The sequence below is a fragment of the Frateuria defendens genome (genome assembly GCF_001182895.1).
Classification (GTDB): domain Bacteria; phylum Pseudomonadota; class Gammaproteobacteria; order Xanthomonadales; family Rhodanobacteraceae; genus Frateuria_B; species Frateuria_B defendens.
Genome location: NZ_LFQR01000082.1, coordinates 45,885 through 63,162 on the forward strand (window position 1 = coordinate 45,885; position 17,278 = coordinate 63,162).

Consider the following 17,278-nt stretch of genomic DNA (forward strand, 5'->3'; position numbering starts at 1 on the left):
CGATGGGCGCCGCCCCGGCGCGAATCAAGGGCCGGGGCGGATGGCCGCCCGGCCGTTGTAGAATGCGCGTTTGCCCGCTTCACGGAACGCGCCGATGTCCACCCACGCCCTCACCGCCCTGTCGCCGCTGGACGGCCGCTATGCCGGCAAGACCGGCGCGCTGCGCCCGATCTTCAGCGAATTCGGCCTGATGCACCGGCGCGTGCACGTGGAGATCGAGTGGCTGCTGGCGCTGGCGGCCGAGCCGGGCGTGGCCGAGCTGCCGCCGTTCACGGCCGAACAGGTGGAGCGGCTGCGCGCCATCGCCGCGGAGTTCTCGGTGGAGGACGGCAGCCGCATCAAGGCCATCGAGGCCACCACCAACCACGACGTCAAGGCGGTGGAGTACTTCATCAAGGAGCGCATCGGCAACGACGCCGCGCTGGCCCAGGCCAAGGAGTTCGTGCACTTCGCCTGCACCAGCGAGGACATCAACAACCTCTCCTACGCGCTGATGCTGCGCGACGCCCGCGGGCAGGTGCTGCTGCCGGCGCTGGACAAGGTGATCACCACCCTGCGCGACCTCGCCCACGCCAATGCCGCGGTGCCGATGCTCTCGCGCACGCACGGCCAGACCGCCTCGCCGAGCACGCTGGGCAAGGAGCTGGCCAACGTGGTGGCGCGGCTGGAGCGCCAGCGCGCGCAGCTGGCGGCGGTGGAAATCTCCGGCAAGATCAACGGCGCGGTGGGCAACTACAATGCGCACGCCATCGCCTATCCGGAGGTGGACTGGCGCGCGTTCTCCCGCCGCTTCGTCGAGAGCCTGGGCCTCGACTACAACGCCTACACCACGCAGATCGAGCCGCACGACGGCGTGGCCGAGTACTGCGACGCGGTGCGCCGCGCCGGCATCATCCTGATCGACCTGGCGCGCGACGTGTGGGGCTACATCTCGCTGGGCTATTTCAAGCAGGCGCTGGAGGCCGGCGAGGTGGGCTCCTCCACCATGCCGCACAAGGTCAACCCGATCGACTTCGAGAACGCCGAGGGCAACTTCGGCCTCGCCAATGCGCTGCTGGGCCATTTCGCCGAGAAGCTGCCGATCAGCCGCTGGCAGCGCGACCTCACCGACTCCACCGTGCTGCGCGCGCTGGGCACCGCCTTCGGCCACGCGCTGGTGGCGCTGGAGTCGCTGCAGAAGGGCCTGGGCAAGCTCAACGTGAACCCCGAGCGCCTCGCCGCCGACCTCGACGCCAGCTGGGAAGTGCTGGCCGAGGCCGTGCAGACGGTGATGCGCCGCTACGGCCTGCCCGAGCCCTACGAGCAGCTCAAGGCGCTCACCCGCGGCCAGGGCATCACGCGCGCCTCGATGCGCAGCTTCATCGAAGGGCTGGCCCTGCCCGCCGACGCCAAGCAGCGCCTGCTCGACCTCACCCCCGGCGGCTATACCGGCCTGGCCGAGTCGCTGGCGAACGATATCTGAAGCCACGCCGCCCTCTTGCGACAGGGCCCGCGCGAGCGGGCCCTGTCGTATCCGGCGCAACGTGACGTGGCTTCACTCCACCTCGTCCGACCCTTCGTTGACGCCCTCGAACAGGAAGGTGGAGAGGTAACGCTCGCCGGTGTCCGGCAGCATCGCCAGCAGCACCGAGCCCTCCGGCGCCGTGGAGGCGGTGTGCAACGCGGCGGCCAGCGTGGCGCCGGCGGAGATGCCGACGAAGATGCCCTCCTGCTGGGCCAGCGCGCGCGAGGTGTCGCGGGCCAGCACGTCGTCGATCGGCAGGATCTCGTGTGCCACCTCGCGGTTGAGCACGGCCGGCACGAAGTCCGGCGTCCAGCCCTGGATCTTGTGCGGCTGCCACTCCTTGCCGGAGAGCAGCGCGGCGCCGGCCGGCTCGCTGGCGATCACCTTCACTTCCGGGCGCGCCACCTTGAGCACCTCGCCCACGCCGGTGAGCGTGCCGCCGGTGCCCCAGCCGGTGACGAAGTAGTCCAGCCGCCGGCCGGCGAAGTCGCGCAGGATCTCCGCCGCGGTGGTGTTGCGGTGGTAGGCCGGGTTGGCCGGGTTCTCGAACTGGCGGGCCAGGAACCAGCCGTGCTTGTCGGCCAGCTCCTTGGCCTTGCGCACCATGCCGGAGCCGCGTTCGGCCGCCGGAGTCAGCAGCACCTTGCCGCCGTAGGCGCGGATCAGCTTGCGCCGCTCGATCGAGAAGGTCTCCGTCATCACTGCCACAAAGGGGTAGCCGCGCGCCGCGCACACCGCCGCCAGCGCCACGCCGGTATTGCCCGAGGTGGCCTCCACCACGGTCTGGCCGGGCTTGAGCGTGCCGCGCTGCTCGGCGTCGAGAATGATCGCCAGCGCCAGGCGGTCCTTCACGGAGCCTGCGGGGTTGAAGGCTTCCACCTTCACGTAGAGCTCGACGTGCTTGGGCGCCAGCCGGTGCAGCTTCACCACCGGGGTGTTGCCGATGGTGTCGAGGATGCTGTCGTAGATCATGGTCACTCCTTGGACGGAAGGGGGAAGCGGGCCCGGCGATGATGCGCGGGCCCGGCTGATGATTTCGTCAAGCGCGGTGCAGCGCGGCCAGCACATCCGGCGACGATACCGGCTTGCGGCCGCGCCGGGGAGGCGACAGTTCGTGCGCCGGCGCGGCGGCGCCCAGCGGCGGCTGGCCGAACCAGGCCAGCGTCTCGGCCAGCGCGGCCACCTCGCCCAGGATCAGCAGCGCCGGCGAGCGCACCATGTGCGCCGCGGCGCGCTCGGGCAGCTCGGCCAGCGTGCCGGTCACCACGCGCTGACCGGCGCGCGAGCCGTTCTCCACCAGGGCGAACGGCGTCGAAGGCGCGCGGCCATGGGCCAGCAGGCGCGCGCGCAAGCCGTCCAGCTCGCCCACACCCATGTACACGGCCAGGGTCTGGCGCTCCTGCGCCAGCGCGGGCCAGTCCAGCGTGTCGAGCGAATCGCGGCAGTGCGCGGTGACCAGGCGCACCGACTGCGCGTGGTCGCGGTGGGTCAGCGGCACGCCGGCATAGGCCGCGCAAGCGAGCGCGGCAGTGATGCCGGGCACCACCTCGTAGGGAATGCCGTGGGCGCGCAGGTATTCCAGCTCCTCGCCGCCGCGCCCGAACACGAACGGGTCGCCGCCCTTGAGCCGCACCACGCGCTTGCCGGCGCGCGCGTGTTCGAGCAGCAGCGCGTGGATGCGCTCCTGCGTGGTGTGATGGTTGCCGGCCTGCTTGCCGACCTCGATGCGCTCGGCGTCGCGCCGCGCCAGCGCCAGCACCGCCTCGCTCACCAGCCGGTCGTGCAGGATCACGTCCGCCTCGTTCAGGGCGCGCAGCGCGCGCAGGGTGAGCAGGCCCGGATCGCCGGGGCCGGCGCCGACCAGCACCACGGAACCCCGCCGCTCGCCCGGCTCCTGCGCCAGCGCGCGCTCCGCCGCGGCCTGCGCGGCCTGCGGCTGGTTCTGGCGCAGCAACTCGGCGACCTCGCCGGCAAACAGCCGCTCGTAGAAGCGCCGCCGCGCCGCCGGCGCCGGCAGCTGCGCGCGGATGCGCCCGCGCAGGCGCGCCGCGAGCGCGGCCAGCGCGCCGAGCGAGTGATCGAGCAGCGCCTCCAGCCGCTCGCGCAGCAGCCGTGCCAGCATTGGCGCCTCGCCGCCGCTGGAGATGGCGATGGTGAGCGGCGCGCGGTCGATCACCGCCGGCACGTGGAAGCTGGAGAGCGCCGCGTCGTCCACCACGTTGACGAAGATCCGCCGCAGCCCGGCCAGCGAGGCCACCAGGCGGTTGGTCTCGGCATCGTCGGTGGCGGCCACCACCAGCCATACCCGATCCAGCCAGCTCTCGCGGAAGGCTTCGTCGGCATGCGCGATACGCCGTTCGGCCACCCAGCGCCGCAGCGTGGCGGTGAGTTCGGGCGCGTTCACCGTCACCTGCGCCCCCGCCTCGAGCAGCGCGGCCACCTTGCGCTCGGCCACGGCACCGCCGCCGACCACCAGGACGGCGCGTCGGGAGAGGTCGGCGAACAACGGATAGAGCTTCATCGGGTACTGCGCGGCATGAGCGGGGACATCTTCACGCTAGACCGCACGCCGCGGCGCCACAAATGATTTGTGCCTGCGGCCATATGCCTCTGGGTTATGTCGTCCGTTGGATTTGACAAAAAAGTGTTACGGACGTATAGACGTCTACTTATGTTTTCGCCGATCCGGACACGTCAGAGCCGTCGCCTCGAGGCTTATGCCCTCGAGGCACTGGCGTGCCAGATCCGCAAGCGATGTACCCGGGCCGGTTGCCGCGTTTCCATCGCCACCCACGACCGTCCACGAGAACCTCGCCATGACCCTGACCCAATTGCGATACCTGGTCGCCATCGCCGACGCCGGCCTCAACATCACGCTCGCCGCCGAGCGTGTCCACGCCACCCAGCCCGGACTCAGCAAGCAGCTGCGGCAGCTTGAGGACGAGCTCGGTTTCCTGCTGTTCGTCCGCAAGGGCAAGAGCCTCGACGCGGTGACCCACGCCGGCCAGCACGTGCTGGCGCGCGCCCGCACCGTGCTCGGCGAGGTCGGCAACATCCGCTCGCTGGCGGCCAACCTGCGCAACGAAGCGCGCGGCGAGCTGCGCATCGCCACTACCCACACCCAGGCGCGCTTCGCGCTGCCCACCGCCATCGCGGCGCTCAATACGCTGTACCCGGAAGTGAGCGTGCACCTGCAGCCGGCGCGCGACGCGGAGATCCTGGCCCAGCTGGAAGCCGGCCGCGCCGACCTCGCCGTGATCAGCACCGTCGGCGCCCCGCCCAGCGGCGGCATCGCCCTGCCCGCCTACCGCTGGCAGCGCCTGATCGTGGCGCCGCAGGGCCACCCGCTCGCCGCGCTCAAGCGCCCGCTCACGCTGGACGACCTGGCCGCGCATCCGCTGGTCAGCTACGACTCCTCGCGCCGGCCCGAATCCTCGTTGCGGCGCGCCTTCGAGGCCGTGGGCCTGCACCCGCAGATCGCCATGACCGCCGGCGACGCCGACCTCATCAAGACCTACGTGCGCGCCGGCCTCGGCGTCGGCGTGCTGGCCGAGATGGCCCTGCAGGCGGAAGACACCGACCTGCGCCGGCTGCCGGCCGAGCACCTGCTGCCGGCCTGCACCACCTGGCTGGTGCTGCGGCGGGACGCGGTGCTGCGCGAATACGTGCTGGAGTTCATCGCCCGCTTCGCCCCGCATCTGGACCGCCGCGACGTGGCCCGCGCCCTGGCCGACGCCGAGCCGCGCGACTGGCCGGCGGTGCCGCACTGGCGCGAGCGCTCGGGCCCGACGCTGTCGGTTGCGGCCTAAAGTTCGCCGACGGCGCACCAGCCGCCGCCACGAAGCCCGCCCGCAAAAAGGCCCGGCCATGCCGGGCCTTTCCTTTGCGCTCCGTGCCGACGACATCGCCAGCGTGTACCGGCGGCGCACCCCATGCCCTGCGGCACGGCATGACGCCGCCCGCCCTCACGCCCCGATCAGGCCGCGGTTGCGCAGCAGGGTGAGGATGTGCCGCGCCAGCGTCACCGGCTCGGCGCTGCTGGCGTCCACGCGCAGCTCCGGCTGCTCGGGCACCTCGTAGGGGTCGCTGATGCCGGTGAAGCCGGCGATCTTGCCCGCCCGCGCCTGCGCGTAGAGGCCCTTGCGGTCACGCGCCTCGCACACTTCCAGCGGCGTCTCCACGTGGACCTCCACGAAGTCGCCGTGCGCCTCCACCAGCGCGCGCGCCTCGGCGCGGGCGTCGGCATAGGGCGCGATCGGCGCGCACACCGCGATGCCGCCGTGGCGCACGATCTCGCTGGCCACGTAGCCGATGCGGGTGACGTTGGCGGCGCGGTCCTCGCGCGAGAAGCCCAGGCCGCGCGAGAGGTGCTTGCGCACCTCGTCGCCGTCCAGCACCGTCACCGGCCGGCTGCCCTGCTCCAGCAGCTGGGCGATCACCGCCTGCGCCAGGGTGGACTTGCCGGCGCCGGAAAACCCGGTGAAGAACAGCGCGAAGCCGCGCTGCGCCTGCGCCGGGTGCCGCTCGCGCAGGATCCGCACCACCTCCGGGAAGGTGAACCACTCCGGGATCGCCTCGCCCGCGTGCAGGCGGCGGCGCAGCTCGGTGCCGGAGATGTCGCGCACCTCGTCCTGCGGCGTCACTTCGGTGGAAGGCAGGTAGGCGTCGCGGTTGGCCGCGTAGACCATCGCCGGGAACGGCACGATGGCGATGCCCAGCTCGTGCTGGTGGCGCTCCAGCAGCGCCTGCGCCTCGAACGGGTCGTAGAACGGCTTGCCGCTGGCGTCCTTGCCGGGGCCGGCGTGGTCGCGGCCCACGATGAAGTGGCTGGCGCCGTAGTTCTTGCGGATGATCGCGTGCCACAGCGCCTCGCGCGGGCCGCCCATGCGCATCGCCAGCGGCAGCAGCGAGAGCTTCACGCTGTCCTCGGGGTAATGCGGCAGCAGCGCCTGGTAGCAGCGCACGCGGGTGTAGTGGTCCACGTCGCCCGGCTTGGTGCGGCCCACCACCGGCTGCAGCAGCAGCCGGGCACCGGCCAGCTCGGCAGCGCGCAGGGTCAGCTCGCGGTGCGCGCGGTGCATCGGGTTGCGGGTCTGGAAGGCCACGATGCGGTCCCAGCCGTTGGCCGCGAACCACTCGCGCAGGCCGCGCGGGGTGTCGCGCAGTTCGCCGAAGTCATAGTGCGCCGGCGGCTGCACGCCGCGCACGCGCCCGCCCACGTAGGCCGGGCCGGTGCGGTCGAGCAGCTCGGCCACGCCCGGGTGCAGGCGGTCGGTGGTGCCGAACACCTGCTGCGCCTCGTGCAGGCGGTCGGGCCAGTAGATGTCGCTCACCTCCAGCACCGCCAGCGGCACGCCCTGGCTGTCGCGCAGGGCGATCTCGCTGCCGGCCTCGAGCCGGGCGGCGAAGGCCTCGCTCACGTCCAGGGTGATCGGCATCGGCCACAGCGTGCCGTCGGCCAGACGCGACTCGGCCACCACGCGGTCGTAGTCGCGCCGGGTCAGGAAGCCCTCCAGCGGCGAGAAGGCGCCGTTGAGCAGCAGCTCCAGGTCGCACAGCTGGCGGGCGTTGAGGTCGAGGCCGGGCAGCTCGGCGCTGCGGCGCTTGAGCGCCTCGGCCTCGGCCTTCGGCAGGTAGAGTTCCTTCAGTACGCCGCCGTGCGGCGCGACGAGCGGGTCGCCGATTACCTCGGCAAGGGCAGTACGGGTCATGGCTGTTTTCTTTTGTTGGTCGGGGGTAGCGCCGCACATGGCGGCAACGATACGGCTAAAGCGGACTCAAGCGAACTCGTGCAGGCCACACTCGCGTTTCAGGCCGAAGAAACGGGTGTCTTCGAGGTCCATGCCCGGTTCCCAGCGCCGGGTGGTGTGGACGTCGCCGATGGAGAGGTAGCCCTGCTCCCACAGCGGGTGGTACGGCAGGCCGTGGCGCTTGAGGTAGAGCCCCACGTCGCGGTCGCTCCAGTCGGCCAGCGGGTGCCACTTCCAGCGGCCCTCGCGCCATTCGGCGAAGTCGATGGCGGCGCGGGTCCTGGCCTGCCCTCGGCGCAGGCCGGCGAACCAGCCGGCGGCGCCCAGCTCCTCCAGCGCACGGCGCATCGGCTCCACCTTGCGCAGGCGGTTGTAGCGCTCGATGCCGGCCACGCCCTGCTCCCACAGCCGGCCGTAGCGCGCCTCCATGCGGGCCGGGCTGAGCGGCGACTGGTACACCTTGAGGTTGAGCGAGAGCCGCTCGGCCAGCTCGTCGATGAAACGGTAGGTTTCCGGGAACAGGTAGCCGGTGTCGATCAGCACCACCGGCAGGTCCGGCTGCAGCTGGGTCAGCAGGTGCAGCGACACCGCCGCCTGGGCGCCGAAGCTGGAGGACAGCACCTGCGGCCCCGGCAGCTGTTCCAGCGCCCAGGCCGCCCGCGCCTCGGCCGGGCGGCCGGCCAGCCAGCGGTTGAGTTCGGCGCGCGCGGCCGTGTCGTGGCGCGCGCTTTCCAGCAGGGCCCGGCTCATGGCGTCACCTCCAGGGGGATGGCCCGCGACGGCGCCGGCTCGAGCACGCCCGCGCGCAGCAGGAAATCGCCGAAGCGCTCCTCTTCGTCGCGCTCGACCGCGTAGCGCGCGAACAGCGGCTCCAGCGCGGCGAGGATGGCGTCCTCGTCCACGTTCTCGCGGTAGACCCGGTTGAGCCGCTGGCCGGTGAAGTCGGCGCCCAGGCGCAGGTCGTAGCGGCCCGGGCCGCGCCCGACCAGGGCGATCTCGCCCAGGTACGGCCGCGAGCAGCCGTTGGGGCAGCCGGACAGGCGCAGCAGGATCGGCGCCTCGCGCAGGCCGTGCCGTGCCAGCGCGGCTTCGAGCCGCGGCAGCAGCGCCGGCAGGTAGCGCTCGCTCTCGGCCATCGCCAGGCCGCAGGTGGGCAGCGCCACGCAGGCCACCGCGTGGCGGCGGATGCCGCTGTAGCGCTCGCCGCCGTCCAGGCCGTGCTCGCGCACGAGGGCGTCGATGCCCGCGCGGTCCGGCTCCGCCACGTTGGCCACGATCACGTTCTGGTTGCAGGTGAGGCGGAAGTCGCCCCGGTGCACCTGCGCCAGCTCGCGCAGGCCGGTGAGCCAGCGCCGCGCGCCCACGTCGGCCAGGCGCCCGGCCTCGATGTGCAGGGTGAGGTGCCAGCGACCGTCCTGCCCCTGCGTCCAGCCGTAGCGGTCGCCGTTGTGGTCGAAACGGAAGGCGCGCGCCGGCTCCAGCGCAAAGCCCAGGCGCGCCTCCAGCTCGGCCTTGAAGGCGTCGAGGCCGCGGTGGTCCAGCGTGTACTTGAGCCGCGCGTGCTTGCGCTCGCTGCGGTTGCCCCAGTCGCGCTGCACCGCCACCACGCCCTCGGCCACCGCGATCAGCTGGTCGGGCGTGGCGAAGCCGATCACGCTGCCCAGCCGCGGATAGGTAGTGGGATCGCCGTGCGCGGCGCCCATGCCGCCGCCGATCGCCACGTTGAAGCCGAGCAGCTCGCCCTGCTCGATCACCGCGATCAGCCCCAGGTCCTGGGCGAACACGTCGATGTCGTTGAGCGGCGGGATCGCCAGCCCGATCTTGAACTTGCGCGGCAGGTAGGTGGCGCCGTACAGCGGCTCCTCCTCCGCCTCGCCGGCGAGCTTCTCGCCGTCCAGCCAGATCTCGTGGTAGGCGCGCGTCCGCGGCGCCAGATGCTCGGACAGGCGCGCCGCCCAGGCGTAGGCGTGCGCGTGCGCGGCGGATTCCACCGGGTTGGGCGTGCTCACCACCGTGCGCACCACGTCGCCGCAGGCGCCGATGGTGGTGGCGAGCGCGTGGTGGATCGCCGCGATGGTGGGCTTGAGCCGGCGCTTGATCACGCCGTGCCATTGGAAAGTCTGCCGCGTGGTGATGCGCAGGCTGCCGTTGGCGTACTCGCGCGCGATGCGGTCGAAGGCCAGCCACTGCGCCGGCGTCACCACGCCGCCCGGCAGGCGCGCGCGCAGCATGAAGGAGAACGCGGGCTCCAGCTTCTGCTTGCGGCGCTCCTCGCGCAGGTCGCGGTCGTCCTGCTGGTAGCTGCCGTGGAACTTGAGCAGCTTGTTGTCGTCCTCGCTGATCGCGCCGGTGACCGGGTCGGCCAGCCCCTGCTCGAGGGTGCCGCGCAGGTAGCGGCTCGCGGCCTTGATGCGTTCGAAATCGGAAAGGGGGGCGGTCATGGCGTTCTTCAGTAGACGTCGCGGGCGTAGCGGCCCTGTTGCAGCAGTTCGGCGAGCCAGGCGGAGGCGTCCTCGGACGAGAGAGCGCCGTGGGTGGCGATCACCTCGATCAGCGCGGCATGGACGTCCCTGGCCATGTGCTTGGCGTCGCCGCAGACGTAGAGGTGGGCGCCCTCGCGCAGCCAGGCGTAGAGCTCACGCCCCTGCTCGCGGATGCGCTGCTGCACATAGGTTTTTTGTAGCCCTTCTTCCCGCGAGAAGGCGAGATCGAGGCGATGCAGCGAGCCGTCCTTGAGCGCCTGCTGCCACTCCACCTGGTAGAGGAAATCCTGCGAGAAACGGCGGTTGCCGAAGAACAGCCAGTTGCGCCCGCGCGCGCCCTGCTCCCGGCGATGCTGCACGAAGGCGCGGAACGGCGCCACGCCGGTGCCGGGGCCGATCATGATGACGTCGCGGCTGCTGTCCTGCGGCAGGCGGAAGCGCTCGTTGGCCTCGATGAAGACCGGCACGCCAGCGTCCTCCTCGCTGGCCGCGAGGAAGGCGGAAGCCGCGCCCCAGCGCTGCTCGCCCTGGTTCCGGTAGTCCACCACCGCCACCGTGAGGTGCACCTCCTCGCCCACCGCCGCCTGGCTGGAGGCGATCGAGTACAGCCGCGGCGTCAGCGGGCGCAGCGCGGCCACCAGCGCGGTGGCGTCCCACGCGGCCGGGTGGCGGCGCAGCAGGTCGATCGGCTGCTCGCGCTCCAGCACGGCCGCCAGCTCGACGGCGTGTTCCGGGCGCAGCAGGCCGCGCAGCGCCTCGTCGCCGGCGGCCTCGGCGTGGGCGGCCAGCCAGCCGCGGCCAAGCCGGGTCAGCTCGCGCTCGCGGCCCAGCCACTGCGCCAGCGGCAGGCTGCGGCCGGCGTGGGTCACCGGCTGCTCGCCGTCCAGTTTCAGGGCGTCGAGCCACTGTGCCACCAGCGCCGGCGGATTGACCGGCCACACGCCCACCGCATCGCCCGGCTCGTAGCGCAGCCCGGCGCCTTCCAGCGAAAGTTCGAGATGGCGGATGTCGCGCTCGTCGTCGCGGGCCACGATGCGCTGGTTGGCCAGCACCGCCGCCGGGTAGGGGCGGTCGCGGTCATGCGCCGCCACGCTCGGCACCGCGTGCAGGGCCGGCACCCGCGCCGCCGGCGCCTCGGCCTTCAGCGCCTCGCGCGCCAGGGCCAGCGCCTGCGCCGCCCACGGCGCCGCCACCGTCTCCACGTCCACGTCGGCCTCGCCCAGCGGCGCCAGCCGCGTGCCGCCGAGCTCGGCCAGGCGCGCGTCCAGCTGGCGGCCGATGGCGCAGAACTGCGGGTAGCTGGAATCGCCCAGGCCCAGCACGGCGAATTTGAGCGCGGGCAGCTTCGGCGCGCGCTTGCCGGTGATGAACTCCACCAGCCCGCGCGCGTCGTCCGGCGGCTCGCCCTCGCCCTGGGTGCTGATCACCATCACCAGGTGGCGTTCCTGCGCCAGCTCGCGCTGCGGGTAGGCGTCGGCGCGCAGCAGGCGCACTGGCAGCCCGGCCGCCTCGAGCTCCTTCACGAGCCGCTCGGCCACGCGGCGGGCGTTGCCGGTCTGGCTGCCGTACACCACCGTCAGCGGCGAGGACGCCTGGGACGCTGCGGCCGGCGCCGGCGCCCGGCCTTCCGCCCTGGCGGCAACCCAGGCGGCCACCCAGTAGAGTTCGGCCGGCCCGAGGCCGTCGACCAGCTTCCCGAGCAAGGCGATCTTCCCGGCATCGAGGGCGGGGGCGGCAAGCTCGGGCACGGCGACAGCGTTCACAGCAATTTCCTTGGACGTCCATACGTCTGGCCGTCCAAAATTAGTCACCCCTATACATATAAACAAAGGACATCTCGGCATGTGCTTATGCCGATGCCTTATTTCCCCCCGTCCCTGCCGGCGCCTAGGCTTCGTCCCAGGCTTCATCCGTCCATCGAACCCGCCGCCGGCCCCATCCCCTAACGGCGAGCACCGTCCGGGCCTGCTGGCCCGGCCGATGCGTGCGGCTACAATCGGCGGATGAAGCCAACCATCCCGCCCCCCATCGAAGTCCGCGGCTCCGCCAGGCAGCCGCTGGGCATGCCCCCGGCGCAGTTCCTGCGCGACTACTGGCAGAAGCGGCCGCTGCTGGTCCGCCACGCCTTCCCCGGCTTCCAGCCGCCGATCGCGCCGGAGGACCTGGCCGGGCTCGCCTGCGAGGAAGGCGCGCTGTCGCGCCTGATCGTCCACGACGCCGCCCGCGAGCGCTGGAAGGTGAAGACGGGCCCGCTCGCCGAGGCCGACTTCGCCCGCACCGGCGACGCCAACTGGACCCTGCTGGTGCAGGACGTGGACAAGTGGGACGCCGACGTGGCGGCGCTGCTGGAGCCCTTCGCCTTCCTGCCCAGCTGGCGCGTGGACGACATCATGATCTCCTACGCCGAGCCCGGCGGCGGCGTGGGCGCCCACGTGGACCAATACGACGTGTTCCTGATCCAGGGCCAGGGCCTGCGCCACTGGGCGATCAGCACCGACCCGGACGCGCCCCGGGACGTCCGCCCCGACGTGGAACTCAAGCAGCTGGCCCATTTCGAGCCCACCCACGAATGGCTGCTCGAACCGGGCGACCTGCTCTACCTGCCGCCCGGCGTGCCGCACGACGGCGTGGCCTTCGGCGGCCCCTGCATGACCTTCTCGGTGGGCATGCGCGCGCCCTCGCAGGCCGAGCTCACCGGCGACCTGGCCGACTACCTCGCCGAGCGCCTGCCCGACGAGCTGCGCTACGCCGACCCCGACCTCGCCCCGGCCAAGGCCCCCGGCGAGATCGACCGCGCCGCCCTCGCCCGCGTGAAGGCCGCGCTGCCGTTCGCCGCCGCGCTGGACGAGGACACCCTGCGCGACTGGTTCGGCCGCTTCATCACCCGCTACCGCCTGGCCCAGCAGCCGGCGGCGCCGGCCCGCCCGCCCGGCGAGGCCGCCCTGCGCAAGCAGCTCGACGCCGGCGCCGAGCTGCTGCGCCATCCGTGGACGCGGCTGGCCTGGAGCCGCGGCCGCCGCGGCGCCACCCTGTTCGCCAACGGCGAAGCCTGGCCCGCGCCGCCGGCGCTGGCCGCCCGGCTGTGCGCCCAGCGCGCGCTGCGGCTGGAAGCCAGCCCGGGCGAAGCGGAGCTGGCCCTGCTGCACGCCCTGGTCGAGGGCGGCCACCTGGTGCTACGCAAACCCCGGCGGCGATGAGGCTGGAAGCGTTCCACCTCGCACGCGCGCACTGGTCCCGCGACGCCGATCGCGAGGCACTGCGCGCGGTCCGGCTGGAAGTGTTCGTGCACGAGCAGCAGGTGCCCGAGGCGCTGGAGTGGGACGAGCTCGATGCCGAGGCCATCCACGTGCTGGCCCGCGACGAGGCCGGCCAGCCGGTGGGCTGCGGCCGCCTGACCACCGAGCGCAAGATCGGCCGCATGGCGGTGCGCCGCCCCTGGCGCGGCAGCGGCGCCGGCGCGGCGCTGCTGCGCGAGCTGGTAGCCCAGGCCCGCGCCCTGGGCTGGCCGGAGGTGGCGCTGGACGCCCAGGTGCAGGCCATCGGTTTCTACGAGCGCGAGGGCTTCGTGGCCGAAGGCGAGGTGTTCGACGACGCCGGCATACCCCATCGCCGCATGCGCCGCGCGCTGGCGCCGACCGCGCCCATCGCCGACGCGCGACCCGCGCCGGCACGCCTGCCGGCCGGCAACCGCCACGAGCTCGCCGCCAGCCGCTTGCAGCTGCTGGCGGCGGCCCGGCGCCAGGTGGCGATCCGCCTGCCCCGGCTGGGGCCCGACGCCTATCAGGACGAGGCGGAGCTGGCCGAACTGCGCCGCCTCGCCGTCGCCGGCCGCGGCGCGCAGATCCGCCTGCTGCTGGGCGACCCCGCCGCCGCGCTGCGCGAGGGCCACCGACTGGTCGCCCTGGCCCAGCGCCTGCCGAGCGTGATCCAGATCCGCGTGCCCACCGCCGAGGGCGAACTGGCCGACCTCTCCGCCTGCCTGCTCACCGACACCGGCGGCTACCTGTTCCAGGCCGACGCCGCCCAGCCGGCCGGGCACGGCGCGCTCGAGGACCGCGCCGCGCAGGCGCCGCTGCGGCGGCAGTTCGAGGCCGCGTGGGAACGCGCCGTGCGCGCCACGGCGATTCAGCCGCTGGACATCTAGCCGCCCCGTCCGATGGCCGCCGAGCAACGCCGCGCTTGCCACGACCTTGAAAAACGCGCCAGGGGTATCGACCTTTGGCTAGCCGCGACAGGTTGTCGCATCGCAGCAGCCCGCGGCTATAATTAACGAGTTTCTCATCCGCCACCTCCCCCATGGCCGACGCACCCCTCCCCTTCGGTGTTGACGTGACTACCAATCTGATTCGCGAGTTTTCCGAAACCTCCCAGCTCGCCGGCACCAATGCCGACTACGTTGAATCACTCTACGAAGCCTGGCTGGCCGATACCGCCTCGGTACCGGCCGAATGGCAGAAATACTTCGAGACCTTCAAGGGCCGCGAGTCGGGAGACGTCTCCCACTACGCGGCCATCGCGCGCATAGAGGCGGCGCAGAAGCACCGCAACGGCGCCGCCCTGGCCGCCGCGCCGGTCAGCGACGAGCACGCGCGCAAGCAGGCCGGCGTGCTGCGCCTGCTGACCGCCTACCGCTCGCGCGGCCACCTCGCCGCCAACCTCGACCCGCTCGGCCTCGCCGGCAAGATGGAGGCGCCCGACCTCGGCCTCGCCTTCCACGGCCTCTCCGAGGCCGACCTCGACACCGAGTTCGACTGCGGCACCTACGCCGGCGGCGGCCAGCGCCTGAAGCTGCGCGAGCTGCTGGCGCGGCTGAAGAAGGTCTACACCGGCACCGTCGGTCCGGAGTTCATGTACATCTCCGACCACGCCCAGCGCAGCTGGATCTACACCCGCCTGGAGGAGGCCAACGGCAAGGCCGGCCTCGACACTGCCGGCAAGCAGCACCTGCTCGACGGCCTCACCGCCGCCGAGGGCCTGGAGCGCTACCTGCACACCAAGTACGTGGGCCAGAAGCGCTTCTCGCTGGAAGGCGGCGACAGCCTCATCCCCATGGTGGACGAGGTGGTGCGCGCCGCAGGCGACAACGGCGTCAAGGACGTGGTGATCGGCATGGCCCACCGCGGCCGCCTCAACGTGCTGGTCAACATCCTGGGCAAGCCGCCCAAGACCCTGTTCAACGAATTCGAGGGCAAGTTCGAGCACCCGGACGACCCGGCCCACTCGGGCGACGTGAAGTACCACATGGGCTTCTCCGCCGACGTGAAGACGCCCAAGGGCGGCGTGCACGTGGCGCTGGCGTTCAACCCCTCGCACCTGGAGATCGTCAACCCGGTGGTGGCCGGCTCCGTGCATGCGCGCCAGCTGCGCCGCGGCGACAGCGAGCGCACGCAGTCGCTGGCCGTGCTGATCCACGGCGACGCCGCCTTCGCCGGCCAGGGCGTGAACATGGAGCTGCTGAACATGTCGCAGGCGCGCGGCTTCCGCATCGGCGGCACGCTGCACATCGTGGTCAACAACCAGGTGGGCTTCACCACCTCCAACCCGCAGGACGCGCGCTCCACGCTGTACTGCACCGACCTCGCCAAGATGGTCAACGCGCCGGTGTTCCACGTGAACGGCGACGATCCGGAGGCGGTGATCCAGGTCACCCGCCTGGCCTACGAGTTCCGCAAGACCTTCCGCAAGGACGTGGTGATCGACCTGGTCTGCTACCGCCGCCACGGCCACAACGAGGCCGACGAGCCGGCGGCGACGCAGCCGGTGATGTACCAGATCATCCGCAAGCGCCCCACCGCCCGCGACCTCTATGCGCAGCAGCTGGTGAAGGAAAACGTGATCGCCGACGGCGACGCGCAGCGGCGCTTCGACGCCTATCGCGACCGCCTCGAGGCCGGCGCGCCGATGACCGACCTGCATGCGTCGCTGGCGAAGGACGTGGAAGTGGACTGGAGCCGCTTCCTCGAGGGCAAGCTGTCCAGCGCGTACGAGTCCGCCGTGCCGAAGGCCAAGCTGGTCGAGCTGGCCGGCAAGCTGGTCGAGCTGCCCAAGGACATCGCCCTGCACCCGCGCGTGGCGAAGATCTACGACGACCGCCGCAAGATGGCCGCCGGCGAGCTGCCGGGCGACTGGGGCTTCGCCGAGAACCTGGCCTACGCCACCCTGGTCGACGGCGGCAGCAACCTGCGCCTGGTCGGCCAGGACTCCGGCCGCGGCACCTTCTTCCACCGCCACGCGGTGCTGCACGACCAGAAGGACGGCCGCACCTTCCTGCCGCTGGGCACGCTGCGCGAGGGCGCCAACGTCGAGGTGATCGACTCGCTGCTGAGCGAAGAGGCGGTGATGGCCTTCGAATACGGCCACGCCACCACCGACCCGTTCACCCTGCACATCTGGGAAGGCCAGTTCGGCGACTTCGCCAACGGCGCCCAGGTGGTGGTGGACCAGTTCCTGAGTTCGGGCGAGGCCAAGTGGGGCCGCCTGTGCGGGCTGGTACTGCTGCTGCCGCACGGCTACGAGGGCCAGGGCCCGGAGCACTCCTCCGCCCGCCTGGAGCGCTACCTGCAGCTGTGCGCGCTGGACAACATGCAGGTGTGCGTGCCGACCACGCCGGCGCAGGCCTACCACATGATCCGCCGCCAGGTGCTGCGCCCCACGCGCAAGCCGCTGATCGTGATGACGCCCAAGTCGCTGCTGCGCCACAAGCTGGCCGTCTCCACGCTGGACGAACTCGCCAACGGCGAATTCCAGCTGGTGATCGGCGAGCACCGCAAGCTCAACGCGAAGAAGGTCAAGCGCGTGGTGCTGTGCTCGGGCAAGGTCTACTACGACCTGCTGGGAGAAGCCGGGAAGCGCGGCATCGAGGACGTCGCCCTGGTGCGCGTGGAGCAGCTCTACCCGTTCCCGCGTCCCGAGGTCACGGCCGAGCTGGAGAAGTACCCGGCCGCCAAGGAAGTGATCTGGTGCCAGGAAGAGCCGATGAACCAGGGCGCCTGGTTCCAGATCCGCCACCACCTGCAGGCCAGCATCGGCAGCAAGCACAGCCTCTCCTACGCCGGGCGCGCGCGCTCGCCGGCGCCAGCCGCCGGCCACCTCAATACGCACGTCGCCGAGCAGGCCGCGCTGGTCGAGCAGGCGCTGGCCGCGCCGGTCGGCACCGACCATTCCGCAGAGTAAGCTTTTCCGCATCGTGCGGCCGGGACGGCCGCTTCGTGATACCCGCGCTCAGGGACGAGCGCCCACCCCCTAAGGACCCGTCATGTCCATCGAAGTCAAAGTACCCGTCCTGCCCGAGTCCGTCTCCGACGCCACCATCGCTACCTGGCACAAGCAGGCGGGCGAGGCGGTCAAGCGCGACGAGAACCTGGTCGACCTCGAAACCGACAAGGTGGTGCTGGAAGTGCCCTCGCCGGTCGACGGTGTGCTGAAGGATCTCAAGTTCCAGTCCGGCGACACGGTGACCAGCCAGCAGGTGATCGCGGTGATCGAGGAAGGCGCCACCGCGGCGGCCCCCGCACCGGCCGCGGCGCCCGCCCCGGCGGCCG

12 protein-coding genes are annotated in these 17,278 nt (G+C 72.1%); 6 read left to right on the plus strand and 6 right to left on the minus strand.

The features are described 5' to 3' along the window. Positions 1-94: 94 nt before the first annotated feature. Positions 95-1,462, plus strand: a complete 1,368-nt coding sequence (gene purB / locus ACH65_RS12105) for an adenylosuccinate lyase (protein ID WP_049622857.1) — start codon at positions 95-97, stop codon at positions 1,460-1,462. A gap of 72 nt (positions 1,463-1,534) precedes the next feature. Here the strand turns inward: purB and cysK are convergent, their stop codons facing one another. Beyond that, positions 1,535-2,476, minus strand: coding sequence for a cysteine synthase A (cysK, locus tag ACH65_RS12110; RefSeq protein WP_049622858.1), 942 nt, complete (start codon positions 2,474-2,476; stop codon positions 1,535-1,537). A 67-nt stretch (positions 2,477-2,543) separates the two neighbouring features. Next, positions 2,544-4,025, minus strand: coding sequence for a siroheme synthase CysG (gene cysG, locus ACH65_RS12115; protein WP_049622859.1), 1,482 nt, complete (start codon positions 4,023-4,025; stop codon positions 2,544-2,546). A gap of 295 nt (positions 4,026-4,320) precedes the next feature. Between cysG and ACH65_RS12120 the strand changes: the two genes are divergently transcribed. Further along, a complete protein-coding gene (locus ACH65_RS12120) occupies positions 4,321-5,313 on the plus strand; it encodes a LysR substrate-binding domain-containing protein (RefSeq protein WP_049622860.1) in 993 nt (330 codons plus the stop codon). Between the two features lie 156 nt (positions 5,314-5,469). Here the strand turns inward: ACH65_RS12120 and ACH65_RS12125 are convergent, their stop codons facing one another. From ACH65_RS12125 to ACH65_RS12140, 4 genes are all read right to left on the minus strand, one after another. After that, on the minus strand, positions 5,470-7,215 hold the full coding sequence (locus ACH65_RS12125; RefSeq protein WP_049622861.1) for a bifunctional sulfate adenylyltransferase/adenylylsulfate kinase: 1,746 nt from the start codon (positions 7,213-7,215) through the stop codon (positions 5,470-5,472). Between the two features lie 66 nt (positions 7,216-7,281). Further along, positions 7,282-8,004, minus strand: coding sequence for a phosphoadenylyl-sulfate reductase (locus ACH65_RS12130; protein ID WP_049622862.1), 723 nt, complete (start codon positions 8,002-8,004; stop codon positions 7,282-7,284). After that, positions 8,001-9,695 carry an assimilatory sulfite reductase (NADPH) hemoprotein subunit gene (gene cysI / locus ACH65_RS12135; RefSeq protein ID WP_049622863.1) on the minus strand — a complete coding sequence of 565 codons (1,695 nt, stop codon included), beginning with the start codon at positions 9,693-9,695 and terminating at the stop codon, positions 8,001-8,003. Before cysI ends, ACH65_RS12130 begins: the two co-directional genes overlap by 4 nt. A gap of 8 nt (positions 9,696-9,703) precedes the next feature. Continuing rightward, positions 9,704-11,500, minus strand: coding sequence for an assimilatory sulfite reductase (NADPH) flavoprotein subunit (locus ACH65_RS12140; RefSeq protein ID WP_049622864.1), 1,797 nt, complete (start codon positions 11,498-11,500; stop codon positions 9,704-9,706). A 240-nt stretch (positions 11,501-11,740) separates the two neighbouring features. Between ACH65_RS12140 and ACH65_RS12145 the strand changes: the two genes are divergently transcribed. From ACH65_RS12145 to ACH65_RS12160, 4 genes are all read left to right on the plus strand, one after another. Next, positions 11,741-12,934 carry a cupin domain-containing protein gene (locus tag ACH65_RS12145; protein WP_049622865.1) on the plus strand — a complete coding sequence of 398 codons (1,194 nt, stop codon included), beginning with the start codon at positions 11,741-11,743 and terminating at the stop codon, positions 12,932-12,934. Next, positions 12,931-13,881: a GNAT family N-acetyltransferase gene (locus tag ACH65_RS12150; protein ID WP_049622866.1), complete on the plus strand. Its 951-nt coding sequence runs from the start codon at positions 12,931-12,933 to the stop codon at positions 13,879-13,881. The genes ACH65_RS12145 and ACH65_RS12150 overlap by 4 nt, the downstream gene beginning before the upstream one ends. Before the next feature lie 185 nt (positions 13,882-14,066). Further along, complete coding sequence (locus tag ACH65_RS12155; RefSeq protein ID WP_049622869.1) at positions 14,067-16,910, plus strand: 2-oxoglutarate dehydrogenase E1 component; 2,844 nt, start codon at positions 14,067-14,069, stop codon at positions 16,908-16,910. Between the two features lie 82 nt (positions 16,911-16,992). Beyond that, on the plus strand, positions 16,993-17,278 hold a 286-nt coding region (locus ACH65_RS12160), incomplete at its 3' end, for a biotin/lipoyl-containing protein (protein WP_049622867.1).

Bases quoted from the DNA above. Each gene is read 5' to 3' on its own strand.
- ACH65_RS12120 (WP_049622860.1), top strand. From the start codon at position 4,321: ATGACCCTGACCCAATTGCGATACCTGGTCGCCATCGCCGACGCCGGC.
- ACH65_RS12130 (WP_049622862.1), bottom strand. From the start codon at position 8,004: ATGAGCCGGGCCCTGCTGGAAAGCGCGCGCCACGACACGGCCGCGCGC.
- ACH65_RS12125 (WP_049622861.1), bottom strand. From the start codon at position 7,215: ATGACCCGTACTGCCCTTGCCGAGGTAATCGGCGACCCGCTCGTCGCG.
- cysG (WP_049622859.1), bottom strand. From the start codon at position 4,025: ATGAAGCTCTATCCGTTGTTCGCCGACCTCTCCCGACGCGCCGTCCTG.
- ACH65_RS12150 (WP_049622866.1), top strand. From the start codon at position 12,931: ATGAGGCTGGAAGCGTTCCACCTCGCACGCGCGCACTGGTCCCGCGAC.
- ACH65_RS12145 (WP_049622865.1), top strand. From the start codon at position 11,741: ATGAAGCCAACCATCCCGCCCCCCATCGAAGTCCGCGGCTCCGCCAGG.
- purB (WP_049622857.1), top strand. From the start codon at position 95: ATGTCCACCCACGCCCTCACCGCCCTGTCGCCGCTGGACGGCCGCTAT.
- cysI (WP_049622863.1), bottom strand. From the start codon at position 9,695: ATGACCGCCCCCCTTTCCGATTTCGAACGCATCAAGGCCGCGAGCCGC.
- cysK (WP_049622858.1), bottom strand. From the start codon at position 2,476: ATGATCTACGACAGCATCCTCGACACCATCGGCAACACCCCGGTGGTG.